This is a genomic window from Curtobacterium sp. PhB78, assembly GCF_003751685.1.
GTDB lineage: Bacteria > Actinomycetota > Actinomycetes > Actinomycetales > Microbacteriaceae > Curtobacterium.
Genome location: NZ_RKIA01000007.1, coordinates 72,614 through 95,907 on the forward strand (window position 1 = coordinate 72,614; position 23,294 = coordinate 95,907).

General features: G+C 70.9%; 25 protein-coding genes and 3 tRNA genes. 11 read left to right on the forward strand and 17 right to left on the reverse strand.

Translation table 11 applies throughout. From position 1 onward, the window contains the following. Positions 1 to 93: 93 nt before the first annotated feature. The 3 genes from EDF53_RS16230 to EDF53_RS16240 all read right to left on the reverse strand — a co-directional run bounded on the left by EDF53_RS16230 (position 94) and on the right by EDF53_RS16240 (position 2,475). Positions 94 to 951, reverse strand: coding sequence for an NAD-dependent epimerase/dehydratase family protein (locus EDF53_RS16230; RefSeq protein WP_123294519.1), 858 nt, complete (start codon positions 949 to 951; stop codon positions 94 to 96). Positions 952 to 1,022: 71 nt separating this feature from the next. After that, positions 1,023 to 2,033 (reverse strand): TerC family protein, encoded by a 1,011-nt coding sequence (locus EDF53_RS16235; RefSeq protein WP_123294520.1) that lies wholly within the window; start codon positions 2,031 to 2,033, stop codon positions 1,023 to 1,025. A 109-nt stretch (positions 2,034 to 2,142) separates the two neighbouring features. Further along, the gene (locus EDF53_RS16240) at positions 2,143 to 2,475 is read right to left on the reverse strand and encodes a hypothetical protein (protein WP_123294521.1); all 333 of its coding nucleotides are present in this window, start codon (positions 2,473 to 2,475) and stop codon (positions 2,143 to 2,145) included. A gap of 74 nt (positions 2,476 to 2,549) precedes the next feature. On the opposite strand from EDF53_RS16240, the gene EDF53_RS16245 reads away from it, so the two are divergent. Genes EDF53_RS16245 through EDF53_RS16255 form a run of 3 tightly spaced genes read left to right on the forward strand, consistent with a single transcriptional unit; the run spans position 2,550 to position 4,455 of the window. Continuing rightward, positions 2,550 to 3,239 (forward strand): YceI family protein, encoded by a 690-nt coding sequence (locus tag EDF53_RS16245; protein WP_123294522.1) that lies wholly within the window; start codon positions 2,550 to 2,552, stop codon positions 3,237 to 3,239. After that, positions 3,236 to 3,751, forward strand: a complete 516-nt coding sequence (locus EDF53_RS16250) for a sigma-70 family RNA polymerase sigma factor (RefSeq protein WP_123294523.1) — start codon at positions 3,236 to 3,238, stop codon at positions 3,749 to 3,751. Before EDF53_RS16245 ends, EDF53_RS16250 begins: the two co-directional genes overlap by 4 nt. Next, on the forward strand, positions 3,748 to 4,455 hold the full coding sequence (locus EDF53_RS16255) for an anti-sigma factor (protein ID WP_123294524.1): 708 nt from the start codon (positions 3,748 to 3,750) through the stop codon (positions 4,453 to 4,455). The genes EDF53_RS16250 and EDF53_RS16255 overlap by 4 nt, the downstream gene beginning before the upstream one ends. Positions 4,456 to 4,600: 145 nt before the next feature. Here the strand turns inward: EDF53_RS16255 and EDF53_RS16260 are convergent, their stop codons facing one another. Next, the gene (locus tag EDF53_RS16260; protein WP_111083786.1) at positions 4,601 to 5,077 is read right to left on the reverse strand and encodes a MarR family winged helix-turn-helix transcriptional regulator; all 477 of its coding nucleotides are present in this window, start codon (positions 5,075 to 5,077) and stop codon (positions 4,601 to 4,603) included. A gap of 153 nt (positions 5,078 to 5,230) precedes the next feature. Here EDF53_RS16260 and EDF53_RS16265 point away from each other — a divergent pair, with 153 nt between their 5' ends. Next, positions 5,231 to 5,491, forward strand: coding sequence for a DUF4190 domain-containing protein (locus EDF53_RS16265; RefSeq protein WP_173170048.1), 261 nt, complete (start codon positions 5,231 to 5,233; stop codon positions 5,489 to 5,491). 79 nt (positions 5,492 to 5,570) lie between these two features. Continuing rightward, a complete protein-coding gene (locus EDF53_RS16270) occupies positions 5,571 to 9,143 on the forward strand; it encodes a bifunctional proline dehydrogenase/L-glutamate gamma-semialdehyde dehydrogenase (RefSeq protein WP_123294526.1) in 3,573 nt (1,190 codons plus the stop codon). A gap of 15 nt (positions 9,144 to 9,158) precedes the next feature. Here the strand turns inward: EDF53_RS16270 and EDF53_RS16275 are convergent, their stop codons facing one another. From EDF53_RS16275 to EDF53_RS16290, 4 genes are all read right to left on the reverse strand, one after another. After that, positions 9,159 to 9,356, reverse strand: coding sequence for a hypothetical protein (locus EDF53_RS16275; protein ID WP_123294527.1), 198 nt, complete (start codon positions 9,354 to 9,356; stop codon positions 9,159 to 9,161). A 10-nt stretch (positions 9,357 to 9,366) separates the two neighbouring features. Then, a complete protein-coding gene (locus tag EDF53_RS16280) occupies positions 9,367 to 9,909 on the reverse strand; it encodes a dihydrofolate reductase family protein (RefSeq protein ID WP_123294528.1) in 543 nt (180 codons plus the stop codon). Positions 9,910 to 9,974: 65 nt separating this feature from the next. Next, positions 9,975 to 10,307 (reverse strand): hypothetical protein, encoded by a 333-nt coding sequence (locus tag EDF53_RS16285; RefSeq protein ID WP_123294529.1) that lies wholly within the window; start codon positions 10,305 to 10,307, stop codon positions 9,975 to 9,977. After that, a complete protein-coding gene (locus EDF53_RS16290; RefSeq protein ID WP_123294530.1) occupies positions 10,304 to 11,299 on the reverse strand; it encodes an SDR family oxidoreductase in 996 nt (331 codons plus the stop codon). The genes EDF53_RS16285 and EDF53_RS16290 overlap by 4 nt, the downstream gene beginning before the upstream one ends. Before the next feature lie 91 nt (positions 11,300 to 11,390). Here EDF53_RS16290 and EDF53_RS16295 point away from each other — a divergent pair, with 91 nt between their 5' ends. After that, on the forward strand, positions 11,391 to 12,128 hold the full coding sequence (locus tag EDF53_RS16295) for a hypothetical protein (RefSeq protein ID WP_123294531.1): 738 nt from the start codon (positions 11,391 to 11,393) through the stop codon (positions 12,126 to 12,128). On the opposite strand, the gene EDF53_RS16300 is transcribed toward EDF53_RS16295, so the two are convergent. The 4 genes from EDF53_RS16300 to EDF53_RS16315 are packed head-to-tail and all read right to left on the reverse strand — an operon-like array spanning position 12,100 to position 14,608. After that, entirely contained in the window at positions 12,100 to 12,873 is a 774-nt protein-coding gene (locus EDF53_RS16300) for a YqjF family protein (protein ID WP_221181226.1), read from the reverse strand. The genes EDF53_RS16295 and EDF53_RS16300 overlap by 29 nt on opposite strands. Beyond that, a complete protein-coding gene (locus EDF53_RS16305; protein ID WP_123294532.1) occupies positions 12,870 to 13,703 on the reverse strand; it encodes a nitroreductase family protein in 834 nt (277 codons plus the stop codon). Before EDF53_RS16305 ends, EDF53_RS16300 begins: the two co-directional genes overlap by 4 nt. A 22-nt stretch (positions 13,704 to 13,725) precedes the next feature. Continuing rightward, positions 13,726 to 14,160, reverse strand: coding sequence for a hypothetical protein (locus EDF53_RS16310; protein ID WP_123294533.1), 435 nt, complete (start codon positions 14,158 to 14,160; stop codon positions 13,726 to 13,728). Positions 14,161 to 14,170: 10 nt separating this feature from the next. Then, on the reverse strand, positions 14,171 to 14,608 hold the full coding sequence (locus EDF53_RS16315; protein ID WP_111083794.1) for an Lrp/AsnC family transcriptional regulator: 438 nt from the start codon (positions 14,606 to 14,608) through the stop codon (positions 14,171 to 14,173). A gap of 246 nt (positions 14,609 to 14,854) precedes the next feature. Between EDF53_RS16315 and ddaH the strand changes: the two genes are divergently transcribed. Then, on the forward strand, positions 14,855 to 15,757 hold the full coding sequence (ddaH, locus tag EDF53_RS16320) for a dimethylargininase (protein WP_123294534.1): 903 nt from the start codon (positions 14,855 to 14,857) through the stop codon (positions 15,755 to 15,757). Beyond that, positions 15,757 to 16,986, forward strand: a complete 1,230-nt coding sequence (rocD, locus tag EDF53_RS16325; protein WP_123294535.1) for an ornithine--oxo-acid transaminase — start codon at positions 15,757 to 15,759, stop codon at positions 16,984 to 16,986. Before ddaH ends, rocD begins: the two co-directional genes overlap by 1 nt. A 105-nt stretch (positions 16,987 to 17,091) precedes the next feature. Here rocD and EDF53_RS16330 read toward each other — a convergent pair whose 3' ends face one another. After that, positions 17,092 to 18,084 (reverse strand): SDR family oxidoreductase, encoded by a 993-nt coding sequence (locus EDF53_RS16330; protein ID WP_123294536.1) that lies wholly within the window; start codon positions 18,082 to 18,084, stop codon positions 17,092 to 17,094. A 125-nt stretch (positions 18,085 to 18,209) separates the two neighbouring features. Between EDF53_RS16330 and EDF53_RS16335 the strand changes: the two genes are divergently transcribed. After that, positions 18,210 to 19,220: an aldo/keto reductase family protein gene (locus EDF53_RS16335; RefSeq protein WP_123294537.1), complete on the forward strand. Its 1,011-nt coding sequence runs from the start codon at positions 18,210 to 18,212 to the stop codon at positions 19,218 to 19,220. Between the two features lie 68 nt (positions 19,221 to 19,288). Here EDF53_RS16335 and EDF53_RS16340 read toward each other — a convergent pair. From EDF53_RS16340 to EDF53_RS16350, 3 genes are all read right to left on the reverse strand, one after another. Beyond that, a tRNA-Phe gene (locus tag EDF53_RS16340) sits at positions 19,289 to 19,361 on the reverse strand. 1 nt (position 19,362) lies between these two features. Next, positions 19,363 to 19,439, reverse strand: a tRNA-Asp gene (locus EDF53_RS16345). Positions 19,440 to 19,492: 53 nt separating this feature from the next. After that, positions 19,493 to 19,565: transfer RNA gene (locus EDF53_RS16350), tRNA-Glu, on the reverse strand. Between the two features lie 258 nt (positions 19,566 to 19,823). On the opposite strand from EDF53_RS16350, the gene EDF53_RS16355 reads away from it, so the two are divergent. Beyond that, the gene (locus EDF53_RS16355) at positions 19,824 to 21,101 is read left to right on the forward strand and encodes a M23 family metallopeptidase (protein ID WP_123294538.1); all 1,278 of its coding nucleotides are present in this window, start codon (positions 19,824 to 19,826) and stop codon (positions 21,099 to 21,101) included. Between the two features lie 33 nt (positions 21,102 to 21,134). Beyond that, entirely contained in the window at positions 21,135 to 22,598 is a 1,464-nt protein-coding gene (locus tag EDF53_RS16360) for an NlpC/P60 family protein (protein ID WP_123294539.1), read from the forward strand. 202 nt (positions 22,599 to 22,800) lie between these two features. Here EDF53_RS16360 and EDF53_RS16365 read toward each other — a convergent pair whose 3' ends face one another. Further along, positions 22,801 to 23,292: an inorganic diphosphatase gene (locus tag EDF53_RS16365; RefSeq protein WP_123294540.1), complete on the reverse strand. Its 492-nt coding sequence runs from the start codon at positions 23,290 to 23,292 to the stop codon at positions 22,801 to 22,803. Positions 23,293 to 23,294: the final 2 nt, after the last annotated feature.

Here is a 23,294-nt window from a genome sequence, read left to right on the forward strand (position 1 = left end):
CGCGCCCGCGGCTCGCTTTCGTCCGCACCCTCTTCGCGACACGACACCAGGTGATCACGTGGTGTCCTGTCGGAGAACCGGTGTCGCGCCGGGTCAGGGGTGGCGGACGCCCTCGCCGGCCAGCACGGCGCGGTAGCCCTCGCGGAACGTCGGGTACTGCGGCGCCCAGCCGGTGGACCGGAGCAGCGCGTTCGACAAGCGCTTGTCACCACCGGACTGCCGGGCACCGCCGTCACCGGTGACGGGCTCGGGAACGCCGAGCTCGTCGGCCAGGAACCGCAGCACGTCGTCGAGGCGGCTCGGTTCGTCGTCGGTGCCGAGGTACGTCGGCGCCGGGTCCTCCACGGTCGCCAGGTGCACGAGCGCAGCGGCGGCGTCGTCGCGGTGGATCCGGTTCGTGTGCGGTGAGACCCCCGGCGCCAGGCGGGCCGAACCGGAGCGGACCTGGTCGATCAGGCGCTCGCGGCCCGGGCCGTACACCCCGGACAGGCGCACGATCACGGCGTCGGGAGCACGGTCGCGCAGCAGTGCCTCGGCCTCGACCAGGACCTCGGCGGTCGGGGTCGCACCGTGCGCCGGGGTGTCCTCGGTGACCTCGCTGCCGTCGTCGACGTCGTACACCGCGGTCGACGACACCACGAGCAGGCGTGGATCGGCGTCCGAGGCGTCGATGCCGTCGAGCACGTTCCGCAGGCCGTCGACGTAGGTGGCGCGGTACTCGTCGACGTCACGGCTGCCCGCGGCGAAGGCCACGACGACGACGGTGGTGTCGGCGGGGATCTCGGGGACCTCGTGCCGCAGGTCGGCGCTGCGGCCGGTGATCGGGGCCGGGACCAGTTCGGCGCAGCGTCGGAGGCCGATCACGTGGTGTCCCTGGCGCGCGAAGCGGAGACCGGCTTCGGTCCCGAGGTCGCCGCAGCCGGCGATCACGACGGTGTCGTTGTTGTGCACCCGTCGACCTTGGCACGGGCAGCTGGTGGACGTTCCCGCGCCCGGCCTGCTGCCGCTCAGAGCACCTTCCGTCAGTCCGAGGTACGAGCGGGCTCTTCGTCCTTCGCCTCGACGCCGTCGTGGCGCATCCGCACGACGCTGGCCAGGGTCGACAGCGCCATCGCGGCGATGATCACGATCAGGGAGACCCAGGTGTTGATCTCCGGTGCCCACTCGATGTGCTCGCCACCGTTCAGGAACGGCAGCTCGTTGTCGTGCAGTGCGTGCAGGACGAGCTTCACGCCGATGAACGCGAGGATCACCGCGATGCCGTACTTGAGGTAGACGAGCCGCTCCAGCAGTCCACCGAGCAGGAAGTACAGCTGCCGCAGACCCATCAGGGCGAAGACGTTCGCGGTGAACACGATGAACGGGCTCTCGGTGATGCCGAAGATCGCCGGGATCGAGTCGAGTGCGAACAACAGGTCGGTGGTGCCGATGGCGATCAGCACGATCAGCAGCGGGGTGAAGTGCCGCACGCCGTCGTGGGTGGTCCGGAACTTCATGCCGTCGAACGTGTCGGTGAGGCGCACGCGACGGCGGAGCAGCCGGACGATGAAGCTGTCCTTCTGGTCGTCGGCATCGTCCTCGCCGCGGAGCTGCTGGATCGCCGTCCAGATCAGCCAGGCGCCGAAGATGTAGAAGATCCACGAGAAGTTCTCGATGAGCTGGGCCCCGACGAGGATGAAGATGCCGCGCAGCACGAGCGCGATGATGATGCCGAGCATCAGCACCTCTTGCTGGATCTTCTTCGGCACCGAGAACCGCGCCATGATGATGACGAAGACGAACAGGTTGTCGATGCTCAGGCTGTACTCGGTGAGCCAACCGGCCAGGAACTCACCCGCCGAGTCGCCGCCCGCGAACACGAGCATCAGGACCGCGAAGACCAGCGCGAGCCCCACGTAGACGCCCACCCACGTCGCCGACTCGCGCAGCGTCGGCACGTGCGGCCGGCGCGCGACGATGAGCAGGTCGGCGAGCAGGATCGCGACGATCGCGATCAGCGAGCCGACTTCGAACACGACGGGGAGTTCGGGCATCTGGTGTGTTCCTTGCTGGTGGTGGGCGGGCACTCGAGCACGGCCGGGCTCGGGTGCTGTCCCCTCTAGTGTCGGGGACGTTCGCGCGCCGAGCGACCGCGTCCCGCGTTCAGCGACCGGGGCCGTCGATCGATGGGTCCGGTGGGAACGGCCGTCGGGCGACCCAGATCTGTACTCCGACGAGCACACCGAGCATTCCGCCGAGGCACAGGAACACCCATCCGGCCGCCGGGTGGCCGCCACTGATGAAGACCGCACCGATGACGAACCCCGCTGCGGCTCCGAGCCCGTGGAACACCAGCGAGAGCACCGTCCAGCCCGGACTCGCGTTCATCGTCAGCTGAGCGTCCCGGACCCATCCCGCATCCCGCGTGCGCCGGAGCACGACGACCGTCGTGGCGATCGAGACGCCGACGGCCACCAGCAGCATGACCAGTTCCACGGCGCATCGACCTCCTCCGGCATCGTCGTCACGTCGACGATGAACGATCCAGACTGCCACCTCGTTGACCGGGTATGGGACTCCGCACACGCACCAAGGTCATCATCGGCATCTCCACCGGCGTCGTGGTCATCGCGGCCGCCGCCGTCATCGCCGGTCCGTCCATCTACGCGAACACCGTCAACGGACAGGCCGCCGCCGCACCCTCGCTGCAGGCGACGTCGTCCGCCAGCCTCGACGCAGCGGACGCCGACGGCACCTGGACCAGCACGAAGACCTCGTACGCCGGCTACCGGGTGCACGAGGTCCTGCAGGGGAATGATGTGAACGTGGTCGGACGCACGAAGGACGTCGAGGGCACCGCCGAGGTCGACGGCGGCTCCCTCGCGACGGCGACGGTCACGGTCCAGGTCGCGAAGATCTCCACCCCCGAGTCCGCGCGCGACGCCTACTTCCGGGACACCGCGCTGGAGACGGACAAGTTCCCGACGGCGACGTTCACCTTGACGAAGCCCGTCGACGTCTCGAAGGCGCTCGACGGCAGCACGCAGGACGTCACCCTGACCGGCACGATGGACCTGCACGGCGTCACGAAGGCCGTCACCGCCGACGCGCAGGTGGCGGTCGGCACGGGAGGCACCGTCCAGGTCGCCGGCTCGGTGCCGATCACCTTCGCCGACTACGGCGTGAAGGCTCCCTCGCTCGGCTTCGTCACCGTGGACGGGAAGGGCTCCGTCGAGTTCTCCCTCGACCTGCAGAAGTGACCGTGTCGAGTCGTTCCGCCGACGAGCTGCTCGCGACGCTGTACCGCGAGCACGGTGACGCGCTCACCCGGTACGTCCGGCACCTGACGCGGGACGGCTCGGCGGTCGAGGACGTCGTGCAGGAGACCATGGTCCGCGCCTGGCAGCGCCCAGCGGTACTGGAACGCGCGCCGGACAGCGCGCGCGCCTGGCTGTTCACGGTCGCGCGGAACCTGGTCGTCGACGACGCGCGATCGGCTCGGAACCGCCGGGAGTTCGGCACCGAACACCCCGTCGACCGCGCCGAGTCGGACCGCACCGACGCCGTGCTCGACCGCATCGTCGTGGCCGACGCGCTCGCATCGCTCTCCCCGGACCACCGCCGCGTGGTGGTCGACGCCTACTGGCTCGGCCACACGGTGCCGGAGATCGCACGACGACACGACATCCCCGAGGGCACCGCGAAGTCGCGGTTGCACTACGGGCTGCGAGCCCTGCGGCTCGCACTGCAGGAACGAGGAGTGACCCGATGAGCGACGACCGGTACGCAGAGTGGGACGCGGCGTACGTGCTCGGGTCCCTGAGCCCGGACGAACGGCTCGAGTACGAGCAGCACCTGGAGACCTGCGACCGTTGCACGGCCGCCGTCGCCGAGCTGGTCGGCCTGCCCGGTCTGCTCGCCAAGCTGCCGGCCGACCAGGCGATCGAGATCGCGGAACCGGACGGGAGGCCCGACACCGGTTCCGAGAGCACCCTCGCCTCCGTCGCGCACCGCGTTCGACACCGTCGCCGCCGTCGCCGGGTCTGGGTCGCCGCCACCGCGGGGCTCGCGGTGGTCGCCGCCGTGCTCGGCGGGCTCGCCGTCGGCACGGCAGGAGGCGGCGGCACGGTGCAGGCCGGACGCGACGTCTCGGCATCGGCGACCGCGGACCGGTACGACATGACCGGCGCCCAGGGACTCGACGTCGACCTGGCCGTCAGCGGCGAACAGTGGGGCACCCGCTTCGACTGGGGCTGCTCGTACGGCGGCAAGGAGTGGGCGGCGGACGGCTCGGTCATGTACGACCTGGTCGTGGTGCGGTCCGACGGCTCCACGCAGATCGTCGGCTCGTGGACGGCCGCCGGCGAGGACGCGAAGGGGCTGTCGGCGTCGACGGACATCCCGCGCGACGACATCGCGAGCGTGCAGGTGCGGCTCCGCGGCGAACAGGGCGCCCTCGCCGTCGTCGACCTCTAGCTCCCGTCCCGCCCCGCCGCCCCCGAGCACCCGAGCCCCCGAGGTTCCGAAATCTCGGCATCTGGGCGCAGCACAGCGTCGTTCGTGGAACCTCGGCGCTCCCCGGACGGCGAGTCGTGGAACCTCGGTGGACGTGCGGGGGCAGCTAGCCCGAGACGGCCTCGTCCGACACGTCGGGGCCGATCGCGTCCTGGACGCGCGCGCTGACGGACCGGAGGGTGTCCGCGTCGGTCCCCACGGGCCTCCAGAACAGGTCTTCCAGCGCACCGGTGTGCGCGCGGATGCCGGCGAGCACCGCGCGGCGGCCGTCGGGGGTCATCTCCACCCAGCTGCCGCGGCCGTCGGTCGGGCAGTCGGCGCGTCCGACCAAGCCGCGGGAGACCATCCGTGTGACCTGGTGGCTGACGCGCGACTTCTCCCAACCGATGCCGGCGGCGATGTCGCGGACGCGCAGCCGGTGGTCCGGCTCGCGCTGCAGCCCGATCAGGATCTCGAACTCGGGGATGGAGATGCCGGCGCCAGCCTGGACGGCCTGGTCGAGCGCTCGGTCGAGGCGTCGCCAGACGTCGTGGTAGGCGTCCCACGTCGCCCAGTCGTGGCCATCGTTGCCCTGCGTCGACATGCCGACCAGCGTATCCACCGTGGGGACCGACCGACCCCGCCGCCGCGTCTTTCATCCGTCCGGATGACCCGAACGGGGCGCTGCGGAGCGATCCGTCCGGCCCGTACGATGACCGGGCCGTGCAGCGCCCGGCGCGACGAGACAGGAACCCGCATGACGAACCCGTACGCACAGCCGCCGATCACACCGGTCCGCCCGACGAACACCCTGGCGATCATCGCGCTCGTGCTGGGGTTCGTGGTGCCCATCGGCGGGGTCGTCGTGGGGCTCATCGCGCTGCCGCAGCTGCGGCGGACAGGCGAGGCCGGGCGCGGTCTCGCGATCACGGGCATCGTCGTCGGCGCGGTCATCTCCGTCTTCACGGTGCTGCCGGTGCTGCTCTTGCTGCCGGAACTGATCCGGGTCTTCGGCTGACGTCATCCCCCAGGACGGTTCCGAGCCGACGTGCGGCGCGCTCCAAGGTGAGGTCGGAGGTGCGGCATACGATCGGAGCATGCCGAGCGCCCGCCTCCAGGACTGCACCGACGACGCCGTTGCGCTGGTCCGCAAGTGGCTGGCGGCGTCCGCCGGGGCGAAGCCGGACGCCGGTGCCGCCCGTCTCGCCGAGGCCCTGCGCGACGAGCGTGGCCTCGACTTCACGCGCAGCTTCGTCGACAAGGTCATCCGCCCCGAAGACCCCCGGGTCGCGGCCCGCAACCTCGAACAGGTCAGCCGCGACGTCCCCGACTTCCTCGCCTGGTACCTGCGCGGCGCGGTGACGCTCGGCGGCGGGTTCGCGACGATGGCGCCGTGGGCGGTCATCCCCACCGCACGGCGGATCCTGCGCCGGATGACCGGCCACCTGGTGATCGACGCGAGCACGGCGAAGCTCGGTCCGGCGCTCGCCAAGGTCGGTGGGCCGGGCACCCGGCTCAACGTGAACCTGCTCGGCGAAGCCGTGCTCGGCAGCGCTGAGAGCGACCGTCGGCTGCAGGGGACGATGGACCTGCTCGCCCGCGACGACGTCGACTACGTGTCGATCAAGGTCAGCTCGGTCGTGCCGCAGATGTCGATGTGGGCGTTCGACCAGACGGTCGAGCGGGTCGTCGACCGGCTCGTGCCGTTGTACCGGCTCGCGGCGGCTCCGCTGGCGTCCGGGGGCCAGGCCAAGTTCATCAACCTGGACATGGAGGAGTACCGCGACCTCGACGTCACCCTCGCGGTGTTCCGGACACTGCTCGACCGTGACGAGTTCGCGGGGCTGCAGGCCGGCATCGTGCTGCAGGCCTACCTACCCGATGCCGCCGGGGCGCTCGAGTCCCTGACGACGTGGGCGCAGGAACGCCGGGCCCGGGGTGGCGCTCCGATCAAGGTGCGGCTCGTCAAGGGCGCGAACCTGGCGATGGAGCACGTCGACGCGATCGTGCACGACCGGCCGCTCGCGACCTGGGGCAGCAAGCGCGAGACCGACTCCGCCTACCTGCGGATGCTCGACGCCGCGTTGACGCCCGAGCGCGCCGACGCCGTGCGCATCGGGGTCGCCGGGCACAACCTGTTCGATCTGGCCACCGCGTGGGTGCTCGCGCAGCGTCGCGGGGTGACCGACGCGGTCGACGTCGAGATGCTGCTCGGCATGGCATCGACGCACGCCGACGCCGTCCGCGCCGACGTCGGACAGATCCTGCTCTACACACCCGTCGTCCAGCCGGACGAGTTCGACTCCGCGATCGCGTACCTCGCCCGCCGGCTGCAGGAGAGCGCGAGCCCCGAGAACTTCATCGCCGCAGCGACCGACATCGACCACGACGCCAGCGTGTTCGACCGTGAGCACGGCCGTTACCTGGCCTCGGTCGCAGCGCTCGACGAGCCGGTGCACGCGACGCACCGCACCCAGGACCGCCACCGGGCGCTCGGCGAGCCCGTCCTGCGCGACGCGTTCCGGAACGCCCCGGACACCGACCCCGCCGTCCCCGCCAACCGTGCGTGGGCGCTCGACGTCCTGCGCCGGGTGCCGCGCTCGCAGCTCGGCGCGCAGACGATCCGCGGGGCCAAGGTGGCCGACCGCTCCAAGCTCGAACGGATCATGGCCCGCACCGCGCAGGCCGGCGTCAACTGGGGGCGGCAGGACCCCTCCGACCGTGCTGAGCTCCTCGACCTGATCGGGCACGAGCTCGAGACCCGCCGCGCCGACCTGATCGAGGTGATGGCGGCGGAGACCGGGAAGACGTTCTCCGAGGCCGACACCGAGGTCACCGAAGCCGTCGACGCCGCCCACTACTACGCCGAGCGCGCCCGCCGCCTCGGCGACATCGAGGGTGCCCGCTACGTCCCGCCACGCCTGACGGTCGTCGTGCCGCCGTGGAACTTCCCCGTCGCGATCCCCGCCGGTGGGGTGCTGGCGGCGCTCGCCGCGGGCAGCGGAGTCGTGCTCAAGCCGGCGCCCGAGGCGAAGCGCAGCGGTGCGCTGCTGGCCGACGTGCTCTGGGACGCCGGGGTGCCGCACTCGTTGCTGCAGCTCGTCGACCTGGCCGAGGACGAACTCGGCCGTGACCTGGTCGGGCACCCCGCCGTCGACCGCATCATCCTGACCGGCTCGGCCGACACCGCGCGATCGTTCCGCTGGTGGCGTGCGGGTCTGCCACTGAGCGCCGAGACGAGCGGCAAGAACGCGATCGTCGTCACGCCGAGCGCCGACATCGACCTCGCGGTGCAGGACATCGTGCAGTCCGCCTTCGGCCACGCCGGCCAGAAGTGCTCGGCGGCGTCCTTGGTCGTCCTGGTCGGCACGGTCGGCGAGAGCGAACGCTTCCGCCGGCAGCTCGTCGACGCCACGCGCACGCTCCGGGTCGCCTGGCCCGACGACCCCACCGCCCAGGTCGGCCCGGTCATCGCCGAGCCCGAGGGCAAGCTGCGGCAAGGGCTCACCGAACTCGGCCCGGGGGAGTCCTGGCTCGTGCAGCCGACGGCCCTCGACGACTCCGGGCGGCTGTGGTCACCCGGCATCCGCGACGGCGTCCGCCCGGGCAGCGACTTCCACCAGACCGAGTACTTCGGCCCGGTGCTCGGGATCATGCGCGCCGAGACGCTCGAGCAGGCGATCGCGATCCAGAACGGCACGGACTACGGCCTGACGGCGGGGATCCACTCGCTCGACGCCGACGAGGTGGCGGACTGGCTCGCCAGCGTGCGCGCCGGCAACCTCTACGTGAACCGCGGCATCACCGGTGCGGTCGTCGGTCGGCAGCCGTTCGGCGGCTGGAAGCGGTCGTCCGTGGGCACCGGCACGAAGGCGGGCGGACCGATGTACGTCGCGACGCTCGGCCGGTGGGAACCGGTGCCGCGCACGGTGCACAAGAGCATCCAGCTGCACGGTCTCCCGCCGCGCGTGACCTCGGTGATCGAGGCCGCACGCAGCGGCTTGTCGTTCGAGGAGTTCGACCAGGTGCGGGCCGGTGCGCTGAGCGACGTCCGTGCGCGCGAGGAGCTGTACGGCGGCTCGCACGACCTGTCGGGGCTCGTGGTGCAGCGGAACGTGCTGCGCCACCGACCGCAGTCCGTCATCGTGCGGCAGGCCGAGGACGCCTCGGCGGGCGACCTGGTCCGCGCGCTCGTCGCCGCCACGGCTGCACGCGCCCACGTCCTGCTCAGCACCGCCCGCCCGTTGCCCGGCCCGCTCAGTCAGCTGCTGGCCTCGAGTCGGTCGCCGCTGGACGTCGTCGACCACCTGGTCGAGTCGGACCAGGACTTCCACGCCCGCGCTTCGTCCGGCGCCGTGTTCCAGGCGAACTGGACGAGTGGTGAGGACGACGAACCCGTCGACGCACTCGGGGACATGCTCGCGCAGGGGCAGGACCGACCCGTGCACACGGCGTTCGGCGGCCCCGGAGCTCGGATCCGGCTCATCGGTGGCGATGCCCTGGCGCTCGAGGAGGCCCTCGGGGCGAGCATCGACGTCGCGATCCACGACGCGCCGGTGGTCGAGGCCGGGTTGATCGAGATGCTCCCGTTCATCCGTGAACAGTCGGTCTCGATCACCGCGCACCGGTTCGGGGACGTCGACGCGGACTTCGCTGACCTGCGCGTCTGACGTCCCCGGCTCGGGTCAGTCCTCGGTGTCGCCTGCTTCTTCGTCCTCGACGCCGGTCTCGTCCATCCGGTCACGCAGGTGGTCGGCCATCGCTCCGGAGCCCTCGCCGTGGTGGTCGTGGTCGACCTGTTCGATCAGGCCATGCAGCTTCTCGTGGTTCGTGGCCTCGTTGGCGCCGTCCATGACGGGCTCGGTCTGCTCGTTGTCGCTCATGGCTCGGACGCTACGCCGGGGTGGCTGCGGACCGGTAGTGCAGCTCGACGGCACCGCCGGTGAACGGCGTCGTCCCGACCAGCTCGAACACCGGGGTCGGTGCCGCGACCGGTAGCAGCGGCGCACCGGCGCCGAGCGCCACCGGCATCACGGTGACGCGGAGCTCGTCGAGCAGCCCTGCTTGCTGGTACTGCGCCGCGAGCAGTCCGCCGCCGACGACCCAGACGTCGCGCTCGCCGGCGGCCCGTTCGAGGTCGGCCTGGTGGTCCGCGACCTCGCCCGACACGAAGTGCACGTCGGCGCCGTCCGGCACCGGCAGGTCACGCGTGGTGAACACCCACGTCGCCAGGTCCGGGTACGCCCACGTGTCGTCGTGCTCGAGCAGCCACTCGTACGTGGTCGAGCCCATGACGATCGCGCCGATGCCCGCGAAGAACCGGTCGTGGTGCTCCTGGAACGGCTCGAAGCCGAACTGCAGCAGCCAGTCGAGGTCGTCGTCCGGTGCAGCGACGAAGCCGTCCAGCGAGGACGCGACGGAGTAGGTGGTACCCATGCCCCGGACGCTACCGAGCACCCCCGACAGGCGTCAGCGCCGACGGACGTCAGCGCCGCCAGCCGTCAGTGCCGGCCGACTACGGCGACCTCGGCGACGGTGAGCACCGTGGCGATCCACACCTGCTGCAGGGCGAACCGGCGGCGTCGTGGGTCGAGGGCGAGCGGCACCATCGTCACGCCGTGCACCGCGTCGACGGCGGCGCTCAGCGTGTGTGCGTTCCCGGTGCCCGTGCGTGCGACGAGGGCGGCCTGCACGAGCTGCCGGACGCCGAGCACGCCGTGCAGCACGGCCTGGTCGCGACCACGAGCCGCTCGGCCCAGGTGCCACAGGCCGAGTCCGGCCCGGCACAGCTCGACGACGGCTGCACCCCGCACCGACGATCCGTGGCGGCTCATCGTCGTCGTCCGGCCACGAGTGCGACGGCCCCGGCCGCGCCGAGCGCCGCCCCGATGATGCCGTTTCCGATCCGTCGGTGTTCCACCCACCAGGTCTGCGGCGACCAGGCGTGCGCGGACTCGTCGAACACACCGTGCGCGCCGTGGTCGCCCGGCACCGGCTCGTACAGGTTGTCGTGCAGCTCCTGTCCGTCCTTGTCGGGCGCCTGCTGCCCGGAGACGAGCGTCTTGGCGGCGTACCAGTCGGCGAAACGCCCGCTGATCCGGTTGCCGAGGATCGTGTAGACGGTCGACTCGCCGACCCAGGTGCGACGGCGCGGCCGCTCGGCCACGGCAGCGATCGCGCGGGCACCGACCTCGGGCTGGAAGATCGGGGCGACCGGCTGCGGGTGGTGCGGCAGCTTCGACTTCACCCAGCCGAACTGGATCGTGTTCAGGGCGGGCATGTCGACCCGCGACACCTTCACCTTGCTGCCCTGTTCGAGCAGCTCGGAGACGACGGACTCGGTGAACCCGACGATCGCGTGCTTCGCGCCGCAGTACGCGGCCTGCAGCGGGATGCCCCGGAAGCCGAGTGCTGAACCGACCTGGACGACGTGCCCCTGGCCGCGGGGCACCATCCGGGAGAGCGCGGCACGGGTCCCGTTGACGAAGCCGAGGTAGGTCACGTGCAGCGCTCGCTCGAAGTCCTCGGGCGCGGTGTCCAGGAACTTGCCGAACACCCCGACCATCACGCCGTTCACCCACAGGTCGATCGGCCCGAGTTCCTGCTCGACGCGGTCGGCCGCGGCCTCGACGGCCTTGCGGTCGGACACGTCGGCGACCAGGGCCAGCCCGCGACGCCCCGCGGCCTCGACCTCGGCGACCGCGGCGTCGACGCCGTCCCGTCCACGGGCGAGGACGGCGACGTCCCACCCCCGCGCGGCGAGCTCCCGGACGGTCGCACGCCCCAGTCCTGCGGATCCACCGGTCACCACTGCCACTCGAGTCATGGCTCACTTGTACCTGCGGCCGACCATGCACCACTCAGCCGGTGTCCCCCGACGGCCCGTGCCTGCGGACGGTGGCGAGCATGATGGTCGCGTGGACACGCGAGACGACCCGGTGGAACCCGAGCCGGACGCGGAGCCGCAGCCGCGCTGGATCCGCCGGGCGCCGATCCTCCCCGAGCAGTGGTGGGGTCCTCCGATGGCCCAGGCAGTCGGGGCGCTGGCGGTCGTGGCGATCGGCATCTGGCTGCAGCGTCCCGCCCTGCCCGTCGCGGTCCTCGTCGGTGTCGTCGGGCTGGTCGGCGCGGTCGTGCTCGCGTTCGCCGGACGACGGGCGTACTGGTACCCGAGTTGCACGACGGCTTGGCGCTTGCACCGCACGCGTGTCGTCGTCTGGAGCGCCGCCGGAGTCGCGTTGGCGGTGTTCGCCCTCGCGGTGGGCGCGCAGACGCTCCTGATCGGCTACCTGGCTGCCGCGACGGGCCTGTACACGGTGCGGCGGGACGAGCCGACGCGGTTCGAGCTGTGGGGGCGTTCGGCGGCGTCGGCTGCTGTCGCGGTCGTGTCGGCTGTGTACGCGGTCGTGGCGTTGACGGTCCCGAGCGTCGACGAAGCACACTCATCGCGGTGGATCGGGTGGAGCATCGTCATCGTCCCGGTCGCTGTCGTCACTGCGGTCCTGCAGTGGCGAGCCGCCTCTGGGACGGCCGACCCCGACCAGAACGGAGCGCCGGCGGACGCCGGCGAACCGGAACCGGGACCAGAACAGCGACCGGGACCGGAGCCGCCGGCCGACGACCCGCTCAGCGCCCCCGACCGAACCGCGTCGTGACCCCCGCCGAGTAGAGCACCGAGTCCGGCTCGAGCTCCGTCAACCCGAACGGCAGCCCGGCGGCCCCGACCAGGTCGTCCCGCAACGACACCACCGAGGCCCGGTGCAACGGCCACGCGTCGTGCTCGTTCGGCCAGAACCGGGTCCGCCCGGCCCGGTGCACGTGCATGCCCCACCGCGCGGTCAGGAACGTCTCGAGCGGCCCTGGCTCGTCCAGTACCTCGCCCACGCGGACGTCGAGCATCGATCGCAGGTGCGTCCCGTGCCGCCGCATCGCGTACCCGACGCGGCCGTCGCCACTGCGCGACTCGGCGTCCGCCCACCAGTAGGGCAGTCCGGTGGCCACGCGTGCGCCGAGGGTCGGCAGCAGCTTGCCGGCGTCGAGGGACAGGAACACGACACCGTGCTGGCCGTGCTCGTCGACCGTGTAGGCGCGGACGTTCACCTCGACGAAGTCGCCGATCGAGCCGGTCCGCCCCAGCGCCCCGAGGGGCGGGAACCGGGTGTCCTCGAACCGGAACCCGATGAGGCCCACCCAGGTGGTCACCCCGTCGTCCGTCCCGTCGAGCGCCATCGTGTCGGGTCGCGTTCCAGCTGGCAGCAGCGGGGCCACCGCCGACACGTCGACGCGCCAGTGCACGAAGACGACGTCGAGCCAGTCCTGCGAGATCCAGGGGCGGCCCGGCAGGCCGGGGGCGGTTCCCGGGAGGCCCGGGGCACTCTGGGTGGGTCGGGTGTCGGTCACGACGTGGTCGCCTCCGGTTCGATGTGGCCCGCGACGGGCGCGTCGTCCCACCCCTGCTGCGGGGTGTCGCAGGTGCCGCGGAACACGTACTGCGACGGCCGCCTCCGCTCGCTCGACGTCCAGTCGATCGCGGGGCGGCGCCGTTCGGGCGGCAGGTACCCGATCCGGTAGACGGCCATGAGCTCGAGCGACTCGGGCACCCGGAGCAGGCCCTCGATCTCCGCCCAGGCGCCCGGCGTCTCCATCGGGAAGGACACGAACTGGATCCCCAGCCCGAGCTCGGTCGTCGCGAGCCAGATGTTCTCCATCGCCGCGCCCATGCTGAACACCGAGTAGAAGCCGGACAGCTCCTGCTCCCGGTACTCGTGGCGGTCGAGCATCACGCCGAGCAGCAGCGGCGACCCGGCGACGAGCTTCCGGTTCTCCTCACCCAGGCTCTGCGGCACACGGAGGGTGTTCATGAGCAGCTGCCCGCGCTTCGTGAACACCTGCTTCGTGAACGGCCGGAGTGGTCCGGGCAGCTTGTCGAACAGCATGCCGTCGCGCCGCTCGTCCATCTCGGCCTTCGAGAACCGGAAGTACGGCTTGTACCGCTCGAAGAACGTCCCCTCGGCCATGGTGCGGGTCATGGAGCTGCCGCTGATCGCGGCGACCCGGTCGATCGTGTCGCGCTCCTCGACCAGCACGAACCGCCACGGTTGGCTGTTCAGCTGGGACGGGGCCCGGCCGGCGAGCTCCATGAGCAGCCGTTGGTGCTCCTCGGACACCGGGTCGGGCAGGAACGCCCCGTTCGTGGTCCGTCGGCGTCGGATGGCCTCGAAGAGCTCCACTGCTTCCCCTCGTGTCTCGTGGTCACGGTCGGCGCCGCACCAACAGCGCCCCCAGGTAGGACGGCACGGCGGCCACCGCGATCTTCCAGTGTGCTCCGGAGCGCGGGTTCGTGCGGGGCGCGAGCGCGAGCGGGACGACTGCGGGCAGCAGGAACAGCGCCGAACGGTCCCGGGTCCACAAGGGCGTCGTCGCGGCGGCCCCGGTGAGCGTCGCCGTCACGATGAACAGGCCGTGGTGCACGACGCGGAGCTTCTTCGTCCGGATCAACCGGACGGCGACGGCCGTGCCCCAGAGGCAGTTCGCGACGTAGGCGAGGCCCGCAGCGGTGACCAGCTGCCGGGCCGGGCGCGATCCCGTGGGCGGTGATCCGCCGACCTCGCAGGCTCGGTCGGCGCGTTCCGCGCGCCGCTTCGCGACGCCGCCCAGCGGAACGCGCCCGATCGTGTTCCGTGCCATCTGCCGGACGTTACGCGGTGTCGCGACTGACCAGCTTGGAGAGCACGATCGCCGACCGCGTGTGGTCCACCTGCGGTGCGAGGCGGACCTTGTCGAGCGCTTCTTCCAGCGCGGACAGGTCCTTCGAGCGCATGTGCACGACGGCGTCGGCGCTCCCCGTGACCGTGCCGGCGTCGATGACCTCCGGCACGGTGTCGAGCAGAGCCCGGAGTTCGTCGGGGGAGACGGTGCCGCGGCAGTACAGCTCGACCCAGGCCTCGGTCCCGCGGTCCTCGACAGCGGGGTCGACCTTGATCGTGAAGCCCTGGATGACACCGTCGCCGACGAGCCGGTCGACACGGCGCTTGACGGCCGATGCCGAGAGTCCGACCACCGACCCGATGTCGCCGTAGCCGGCGCGGGCGTTGTCCCGGAGTTGATCCAGGATGCGGTGGTCGAGCGAATCCATTGCACCCATCGTACGCGGACTTCTTGCGAGGTCGGCGGTTCGGACGCACGAAACGTGCGTCACCCGAACGGGTGCCACGGCGCTTCGCTCCCGGTACTGCACTTGCCGGACGGTCTGTGTCAGGATCGACGTGGCGTCGACCTGGTCCGCTACGGCGAGTGAGCCTGCATCTCGCCGGAGCACCTCTCCTTCGTTCCGTTTCGGTTCCTGGCAGGCTCGGGCCCCGGTCCCTTCTCAGGAGGACTGATGTCGAACACCGCACCCTCGACCACCGATGCACCGGCCCGTACCGCCACCAAGCGGACGATCCTGATGTGCAAGCCGGACTTCTACACGGTGAGCTACCGGATCAACCCGTGGATGCACCCGGAGGAGCCGACCGACACGTCGAAGGCCGTCGCCCAGTGGCAGACGCTCGTCGACGTGTACGAGCAGCTCGGCTTCGACATCTCGTACATCGACCCCATCGACGGCCTGCCGGACATGGTCTACGCGGCCAACGGCGGGTTCGTCCTCGACGGCATCGCCTACGGCGCGAAGTTCCAGTACCCCGAGCGCCAGCCCGAGGGCCCGGCGTACATGGACTGGTTCCGTCAGGCCGGCCTGACCGTCGCCGAGCCGGAGCAGACCAACGAGGGCGAGGGTGACTTCCTGCTCATCGGCAACACGATCTTCGCCGGCACCGGCTTCCGGTCGGACAGCACCTCGCACGACGAGCTCGCGACGATCTACGGCCGTGAGGTCGTCACCCTGAAGCTCATCAACCCGAGCTTCTACCACCTCGACACCGCCATCGCGGTGCTCGATCCGGAGCCCGACGCTTCCGGCCGGTCGAACATCGCGTACCTGGAGAGCGCCTTCGACGAACCGTCGCTGGCGATCCTGCGCGAGCGGTTCCCGGACGCGATCATCGCGACGGAGGAGGACGCTGCGATCCTCGGCCTGAACTCGTACTCCGACGGGTACAACGTCGTGATCGCCGCCCGGGCTGTTCGGTTCGCGGAGCAGCTGCGCGAGAAGGGCTACAACCCGATCGGCGTCGACCTGTCCGAGCTGCTGCTCGGCGGTGGCGGCGTGAAGTGCTGCACGCTCGACCTGCACCCGGTCGGCACCGGCAACTCGGTCGCCCGCTCGCTCGGGGTCAGCTGATGTCGGCGGCAGCGTCGCTCGGGGTCAACACCGCGGCGGCGCTCGCCGTCGAGGACCGCGCCCTCGCGCACAACTACAGCCCGCTGCCCGTCGTCATCGCGTCGGGGGCCGGAGCGACCGTCACCGACGTCGACGGCAAGCAGTACCTGGACGGCCTCGCCGCGTACTCCGCGGTGAACTTCGGCCACGGCAACCCGCGGCTGCTCGACGCCGCCCGGGCGCAGCTCGACCGGGTGACGCTCACCAGCCGGGCGTTCGTGAACGACCAGCTCGGGCCGTTCGCCACGGCACTGGCGGCGTTGACGGAGACCGAGATGGTCCTGCCGATGAACACCGGTGCCGAGGCCGTCGAGTCCGCGATCAAGGTGTCCCGCGCCTGGGGCTACCGCGTCAAGGGGGTCCCCGCGGACCGCGCGACCATCATCGTGGCGTCCGGGAACTTCCACGGCCGCACCACCACGATCATCTCGTTCTCCGACGACCCCTCGGCGCACGACGACTTCGGGCCGTTCACGCCCGGCTTCCGCACCGTGCCGTACGGCGATGCCGCTGCCCTGCGCGCAGCGATGGACGAGACCGTCGTCGCCGTGCTGCTCGAACCCATCCAGGGCGAGGGCGGCGTGGTCATCCCGCCGGCGTCGTACCTCCCTGCAGTCCGGGAGGTCTGCGACGAGTTCGGTGCGCTGTTCATCGCCGACGAGATCCAGTCCGGCCTCGGACGCACCGGCCACACGCTCGCCGTGCAGCGCGTCGGGGTCCGCCCGGACCTCATCACGCTCGGCAAGGCACTCGGCGGCGGCATCGTGCCGGTGTCCGCGGTCGTCGGCTCGGCTTCCGTCCTCGGGGTGCTGCGTCCCGGCGAGCACGGTTCGACGTTCGGCGGCAACCCGCTCGCCGCTGCCGTCGGCGCCGAGGTCGTGGCGATGCTCGGTGAGGGCACGTTCCAGCAGCGCGCCCTCGACGGCGAACCGTTGCTGCGCGGGCTGCTCGACGACCTGCTCGGCAAGGGGGTCGTGTCGCACCGCGTCGCCGGACTCTGGGCGGGGATCGACATCGACCCCGCGCTCGGCACCGGCAAGGAGATCTCGAAGGACCTGGCCGACCGCGGGCTGCTCGTGAAGGACACCCACGGTTCGACGATCCGCTTCGCCCCGCCGCTCGTCGTCACCGACGACGAGCTGCGCACGGCGATCGGCACGCTCGCGTCGGTCCTGTCCGCGCGCGCCTGAGCCGCGCGCTCGGCGCCGCGCGCTCGGCGCCACGCGCTCGCTTCGTGAGCAGAAATGGTCGGGTCGCCACACGGCGCCCGACCATTTCTGCTCACCAAGTGCGGCTCACACCGCCCAGCGCGCCGCCAACTCGTCCATGAGCGCATCGAGGCGCTCGTCGACCACCTGCGCCTCGGGGTTGGCCTCGAACCAGGCGATGACCTCACGCACACCCTGCCGGTAGGGCGTCCGCGGCCGGTACCACGGCACGAGCGACCGGACCTTGCTGTTGTCGAACACCGAGCTGTTGGCCTTGTCGCCGAGCAGCGCCGCACCCCACTCCGGGTCCACGGCGTTGATGGCATCCGCCGGCACGTGCACGATCTGCAGGTCGGACACCCCCGCCGCCGCCGCGATCTCGTGCGCGATGGCGTTCCACGTCGGCGCCTCGTCGCTCGTGATCGTGAAGGCCTCACCGATCGCCGACGCGTTGTCGAGCAGCCCGGTGAACCCGACCGCGAAGTCACGGCTGTGCGTCAGCGTCCACAGCGACGTGCCGTCACCGGTGATGATGATCGGCTTGCCGGCGCGCATCCGCGCCACCGCTGTCCAGCCGCCGGTGAGCGGCAGCTTCGTCTCGTCGTAGGTGTGCGACGGCCGCACGATCGTCACCGGGAAGTCCTGCTCCCGGTATGCCTCCATCAGCAGGTCCTCGCACGCGATCTTGTCGCGCGAGTACTGCCAGTACGGGTTCTTCAGCGGCGTCGACTCCGTGATCGGCAGGTGCGTCGCCGGCGTCTGGTACGCCGAGGCCGAGCTGATGAAGACGTACTGCCGCGTCCGTCCGGCGAAGAAGTCGATGTCGGCCTGCACCTGGTCCGGCGTGAAGGCGATCCAGTTCACGACTACGTCGAAGTGGCGGTCGCCGAGTGCGTCCGCCAGGGCGCTGCGGTCCGACACATCGGCCTGGAGGCGCGTCACACCCTCCGGGATCGGCCTGCCCCCGGTGGTCCCCCGGTTCAGGACGGTGACGTCGTGGCCTTGTTCGGTCGCCTCCCGCACACAGGAGGCGCTGATCACGCCGCTCCCGCCGATGAACAACACGCTCGCTCCGGTCATGGATGCTCCCTCGCTCTCCGCGGCGCAGCCCTGCGCCGTCGTCCCATGTGATCCTGCACCGTCCCGGCCGACTACCGTCACGGGTCGAGCCGCATCGACGCGGCCACGACAGGAGTGACACACACATGGAGTACCGCTACCTCGGCAACTCGGGCCTCAAGGTCTCCGAGATCACCTACGGCAACTGGCTCACCCACGCATCCCAGGTCGAGAACGACGCGGCCATCGCCTGCGTCAAGGCCGCCCTCGAGGTGGGCATCTCGACGTTCGACACCGCCGACGTCTACGCCAACACCGGCGCGGAAACCGTCCTCGGCGAAGCCCTCAAGGGGGAGCGTCGCCAGTCGCTCGAGATCGCCACGAAGGTGTTCGGGCCGACCGGGCCAAAGGGGCACAACGACACCGGGCTGTCCCGCAAGCACATCCTCGAGTCGATCGACGGCTCGCTCGGCCGCCTGCAGACCGACTACGTCGACCTGTACCAGGCGCACCGCTTCGACCACGAGACCCCGCTCGAGGAGACGATGCAGGCCTTCGCCGACATCGTGCGCCAGGGCAAGGTCCTGTACGTCGGCGTCAGCGAGTGGACCGCGGAGCAGCTCCGTGCCGGTGCCGCGCTGGCCAAGGACCTCGGGTTCCAGCTCATCTCGAACCAGCCGCAGTACTCGGCGCTGTGGCGGGTCATCGAAGAAGAGGTCGTGCCGACCTCGAAGGAGCTCGGCATCTCGCAGATCGTCTGGTCCCCGATCGCCCAGGGTGTCCTGACCGGCAAGTACAAGCCGGGTCAGCCGCTGCCCGAGGGCTCACGCGCCACCGACGACAAGGGCGGCGCGGACATGATCAAGCGGTTCATGCGCGACGAGGTGCTGTCCTCGGTGCAGGAGCTCGAGCCGATCGCGAAGGAGCTCGACCTGTCGATGGCACAGCTCGCCGTCGCCTGGGTACTGCAGAACGAGAACGTCGCGAGCGCCATCATCGGGGCGTCGCGTCCGGAGCAGGTGCACGACAACGCCGGCGCTGCCGGTGTCACGATCCCGGCGGAGCTGCTCACCCGGATCGACGACGCCCTCGGTGCCGTGGTCGAGCGTGACCCGGCGAAGACGAACGACAGCAGCCCGAAGACCCGCGAGGCCTAGCGCCGACCCGGGCCAGACGGCTCAGACAACGGAAAAGGCCCCCTGCCGAAGCAGGGGGCCTTCACCGGTGGCTGGACACGGCATCGATCCGTGGACCTTTCGATTTTCAGTCGAACGCTCTACCAACTGAGCTATCCAGCCGTGGCGACCCTGACGGGACTTGAACCCGCGACCTCCGCCGTGACAGGGCGGCACGCTAACCAGCTGCGCTACAGGGCCATGTTGAATTGCTGTGGTGTTGCTCAGTACTACTTGCTCGCTCACTCGGAGAGTGACCCCAACGGGATTCGAACCCGTGCTGCCGCCGTGAAAGGGCGGTGTCCTAGGCCACTAAACGATAGGGCCGCAAGTGGTGCTTCGCGCTACCGATGGACAAGCATACGGATGCCCCCGGGGGTTCGCAAATCGGGCCGCGTTCCGGCGGAATCCCCGGCGTGTCGCGCCCGCCCGGCACCGGGTGTCGAGGTTGCGATGCGAGCATCGTCGTCGGCTCCACGCCCCTCGTCCGAGGGGCTGTGGGGCTGCGACACCTGTTGTTACTGTTGCGTCTGTTAACAGTGTTACGTGCGTGAGCCTTGCCGCGCTGTTACGAAATCGAGATACATGTCGACCTCACCTTCGCTCTCCCTCCGCAACCGCAGCCGCCTCGTCGCCGCCGCGGTCGCTGTCGTGCTCGCCGGCAGCACCCTCGCGGTCCTCGCCCCGGCGACGTCGGCCAGTGCCGCGAGCTACCCGAGCTGGTCCGAGGTGCAGAAGGCCAAGTCCTCGACGAGTGCCCAGCAGGCGAAGGTCACCGAGATCAAGTCGCTCATCTCGACCCTGAAGTCCGAGGCCGCTGCGAAGCAGAAGGCCGCACAGGCCGCCGGCGAGGCCTACCAGGCTGCACAGAACAAGTACGACGAGGCGACCCTCGAGCAGAAGACGCTCCAGTCCCAGGCGGACGACGCCGAGCAGACCGCCGCACAGTCCGAGGAGCAGGCCGGTCAGCTCGCCGCGCAGCTCGGTCGGGCCAGCGCCAACGACGTGACGACCGACATCCTCACGCACCCCTCGGACTCCGGTGACCTGCTCTACGAGCTCGGCGCCATGTCGAAGCTCAGCGAGCAGGCCGACGGCATCTACTCGCAGGCGTCGCAGGACCGGGGCACCGCGCAGGCGCAGGCCGACAAGGCTGACAAGGCAAAGGCGGCGCTGGGTGACCTCGCCGACGCGGCCCAGTCGAAGATGCAGCAGGCGCAGGGTGCTGCCGACGCGGCGCAGACCGCCGTCGACGCCCAGAACGACAACGAGTCGCGGCTCGAGGCCCAGCTGACGGCCCTCACCACGAAGCAGCGCGGTGTCGAGGCCGACTACCGCAAGGGCGTCGCCGCCGAGAAGGCCCGACAGGCCCGCATCGCCGCTGCTGCGGCCAAGGCAGCCGCGAAGGCCGCGGCCACGAGCCAGGGTGGTACCGGTGGCGGGACGGCCAACTCTGCCGGGTGGGTCCGTCCGGCCGGCGGCTTCCAGACCAGCGGCTACGGCATCCGCGTCGACCCGTACACGCACTACACGGCACTGCACGCCGGGGTCGACCTCGCTCCCGCCTGCTACGCCCCGATCTACGCGGCCCACGACGGCACCGTGACCTTCGCGGGCAACGGCGGCGGCTACGGCAACGAGGTCATCCTCGACAACGGCGGCGGCATCTCGACGGCCTACGGCCACATCGTCGACGGCGGGATCATGGTCGCCAGCGGCCAGCACGTCACCGCCGGGCAGCAGATCGCCAAGATCGGTTCGACCGGCTGGTCGACCGGGTGCCACCTCCACTTCGAGACCCGGATCAACGGTGCTGCCGTCGACCCGGTCCCCTTCATGGCAGCGCGGGGGATCTCGGTATGAGCATCAGCGCAGCCGGGATGCGTTGACCCCGCCATGACCCTGTCCGCTCGCTCGTTCTCCTGCGGGATCGCCACCGTCGCCGTGCTCGGCATCGGACTGTCGGTCGTCATCGCCGGACCCGCCCAGGCCGCGCCGTCGGCACCGTCCTGGGACGACGTCAAGGCCGCGAAGTCGGATGCCGCCGACGCGCAGCAGACGGTGGACGAGCTGAGCGACCGGCTGACCTCGCTGCAGGCCGCCGCGGACCGCGCCGGCATCGTCGAGCAGCAGGCCGGGCAGGCGTACGCCCTCGCCGCCTCGCAGCAGCAGGAGGCGAAGGACAACCTCGCCGACCTGTCCGCGCAGTCGAAGCGGGCCAAGGGCAAGGCGGACGACTCCGCGGGCCAGGTGGCCGCGCTCGTCGTCGAGCTGTCCCGCATGGGCGGCGGCGACCTGTCGACGACGATGCTCACGGACGCCTCGGACTCCGGTGACCTGCTCTACCGCGTCGGCACGATGTCGCACCTGTCCGAGCGGTCGGCGACGATCCTGGCCCAGGCCCGCTCCGACCAGAAGACCGTGGACTCGCTCGCCGACCAGCAGTCCGTGGCCACGACGGCACTGAGCAAGGCGACCGAGGCGACGAAGACCGCCTTCGCCACCGCCAACGACGTCTCCGCCGACGCCCAGGCCCGGGTGCAGAAGCAGCAGGACCAGCAGGACGAGGTCCTCCGTCAGCTCGCGTACCTCAAGGGCACGAGCGTCGCGACGGAGAGTGCGTACTGGAGTGCGCAGCAGGCCAAGGCGGCCGAGACCGCCCTGGCGGCCCAGACGAGCAGCGGCACCGGCACGGCCAGCGGCAGCGGCGCGAGCGGCACCAGCACCGACAACGGCACCAGCGGCAGCACCAGCAACGGCAACACCTCGACCACCAACCCGAGCACCGGCGGCGGTAGCGGCAGCGGCACGACCACCCCGTCGCGCCCGAGCGCCCCGTCGAAGCCGAGCACGCCGGCGGCTCCCGCTCCCGCGCCTGCCCCGGCTCCCGCCAAGCCGAGCACGCCGACGCCGTCGAAGCCGACCACCCCGGCGCCCAGCACTCCGGCACCCGCCCCGAGCAGCCCCTCGAAGGCCGCCGGTGCGATCTCGTACGCCCGCGGGCAGCTCGGCAAGCCCTACGTCCTCGGTGGTGCTGGCCCGAGCACCTGGGACTGCTCCGGCCTCGTGATGATGGCGTACAGCTCGCAGGGCATCGCGACCGGTGGGCACAACGTCGTCTGGCAGTACAACTACTTCGGCTCGATCGGTCGCCTCGTGCCGCTCTCGCAGCGCCAGCCCGGCGACATCCTCTTCTACTCGTCGAACGGAACCGCCTCCGGCGGTTACCACGACTCGATCTACACCGGCAACGGGATGATGGTCGAAGCGGCCCGACCGGGCGTCGGTGTGGTCGAGCGGGCCGTTTGGACGCCGAGCCAGCTCCTGCCGTACGTCGCCCGCCCGAGCGGTTCCCTGTAGCCCGCAGCCCGATCGTTCCCAGAACGGCTGCGGTAGCAAGCGGGATCGGGCATACCTGCCCGGATCAGAGCACCAGGTACGCCCGTTCCCACCAGGTACGCCCCCCGCACCGCCCGTCCCCCGCCCGGCAAAGCAACCCCGGACACAGAACGGCGCCCGCCCTCCGGATGGAGAGCGGGCGCCGTTCTGTGCCAGAGGAGCGTCAGTGACCAGCGGGCACGTAGGCCTTCTGGCCGGCCTGCACGATCGCCTCGGCCTCGGCGGCGTCGCCCCAGCCCTCGGCCTTGACCCACTTGTTCGGCTCGAGGTCCTTGTAGCGCTCGAAGAAGTGCGCGATCTCGGCCTTCGTCTGCTCGTCGACGTCCGAGATGTCCTGGATGTGCGTCCAGCGCGGGTCCTTCGCGGGGACCACGAGGACCTTCTCGTCCTTGCCGGCCTCGTCGCTCATCTTGAAGACGCCGACCGGACGGACCTTGACGCCCACACCGGGGAACGTCGGGAACTCGAGGAGCAGCAGCGCATCCACGGGGTCGCCGTCGTCAGCCAGGGTCTTCTCGAAGAAGCCGTAGTCGGTCGGGTAGACGAACGACGTGAACAGCACGCGGTCGAGGTAGACACGACCGGTCTCGTGGTCCACCTCGTACTTGTTGCGGCTGCCCTTGGGGATCTCGACGACGACGTCGTACGCGGCCATGT

Excerpts from the sequence above, each read along its gene's own strand:
- EDF53_RS16235 (WP_123294520.1), bottom strand. The coding sequence starts at position 2,033 with ATGCCCGAACTCCCCGTCGTGTTCGAAGTCGGCTCGCTGATCGCGATC.
- EDF53_RS16245 (WP_123294522.1), top strand. The coding sequence starts at position 2,550 with ATGGGACTCCGCACACGCACCAAGGTCATCATCGGCATCTCCACCGGC.
- EDF53_RS16255 (WP_123294524.1), top strand. The coding sequence starts at position 3,748 with ATGAGCGACGACCGGTACGCAGAGTGGGACGCGGCGTACGTGCTCGGG.
- EDF53_RS16260 (WP_111083786.1), bottom strand. The coding sequence starts at position 5,077 with ATGTCGACGCAGGGCAACGATGGCCACGACTGGGCGACGTGGGACGCC.
- EDF53_RS16265 (WP_173170048.1), top strand. The coding sequence starts at position 5,231 with ATGACGAACCCGTACGCACAGCCGCCGATCACACCGGTCCGCCCGACG.
- EDF53_RS16270 (WP_123294526.1), top strand. The coding sequence starts at position 5,571 with ATGCCGAGCGCCCGCCTCCAGGACTGCACCGACGACGCCGTTGCGCTG.
- EDF53_RS16275 (WP_123294527.1), bottom strand. The coding sequence starts at position 9,356 with ATGAGCGACAACGAGCAGACCGAGCCCGTCATGGACGGCGCCAACGAG.
- EDF53_RS16280 (WP_123294528.1), bottom strand. The coding sequence starts at position 9,909 with ATGGGTACCACCTACTCCGTCGCGTCCTCGCTGGACGGCTTCGTCGCT.
- EDF53_RS16285 (WP_123294529.1), bottom strand. The coding sequence starts at position 10,307 with ATGAGCCGCCACGGATCGTCGGTGCGGGGTGCAGCCGTCGTCGAGCTG.
- EDF53_RS16290 (WP_123294530.1), bottom strand. The coding sequence starts at position 11,299 with ATGACTCGAGTGGCAGTGGTGACCGGTGGATCCGCAGGACTGGGGCGT.
- EDF53_RS16310 (WP_123294533.1), bottom strand. The coding sequence starts at position 14,160 with ATGGCACGGAACACGATCGGGCGCGTTCCGCTGGGCGGCGTCGCGAAG.
- EDF53_RS16315 (WP_111083794.1), bottom strand. The coding sequence starts at position 14,608 with ATGGATTCGCTCGACCACCGCATCCTGGATCAACTCCGGGACAACGCC.
- ddaH (WP_123294534.1), top strand. The coding sequence starts at position 14,855 with ATGTCGAACACCGCACCCTCGACCACCGATGCACCGGCCCGTACCGCC.
- rocD (WP_123294535.1), top strand. The coding sequence starts at position 15,757 with ATGTCGGCGGCAGCGTCGCTCGGGGTCAACACCGCGGCGGCGCTCGCC.
- EDF53_RS16330 (WP_123294536.1), bottom strand. The coding sequence starts at position 18,084 with ATGACCGGAGCGAGCGTGTTGTTCATCGGCGGGAGCGGCGTGATCAGC.
- EDF53_RS16335 (WP_123294537.1), top strand. The coding sequence starts at position 18,210 with ATGGAGTACCGCTACCTCGGCAACTCGGGCCTCAAGGTCTCCGAGATC.
- EDF53_RS16355 (WP_123294538.1), top strand. The coding sequence starts at position 19,824 with ATGTCGACCTCACCTTCGCTCTCCCTCCGCAACCGCAGCCGCCTCGTC.
- EDF53_RS16360 (WP_123294539.1), top strand. The coding sequence starts at position 21,135 with ATGACCCTGTCCGCTCGCTCGTTCTCCTGCGGGATCGCCACCGTCGCC.
- EDF53_RS16365 (WP_123294540.1), bottom strand. The coding sequence starts at position 23,292 with ATGGCCGCGTACGACGTCGTCGTCGAGATCCCCAAGGGCAGCCGCAAC.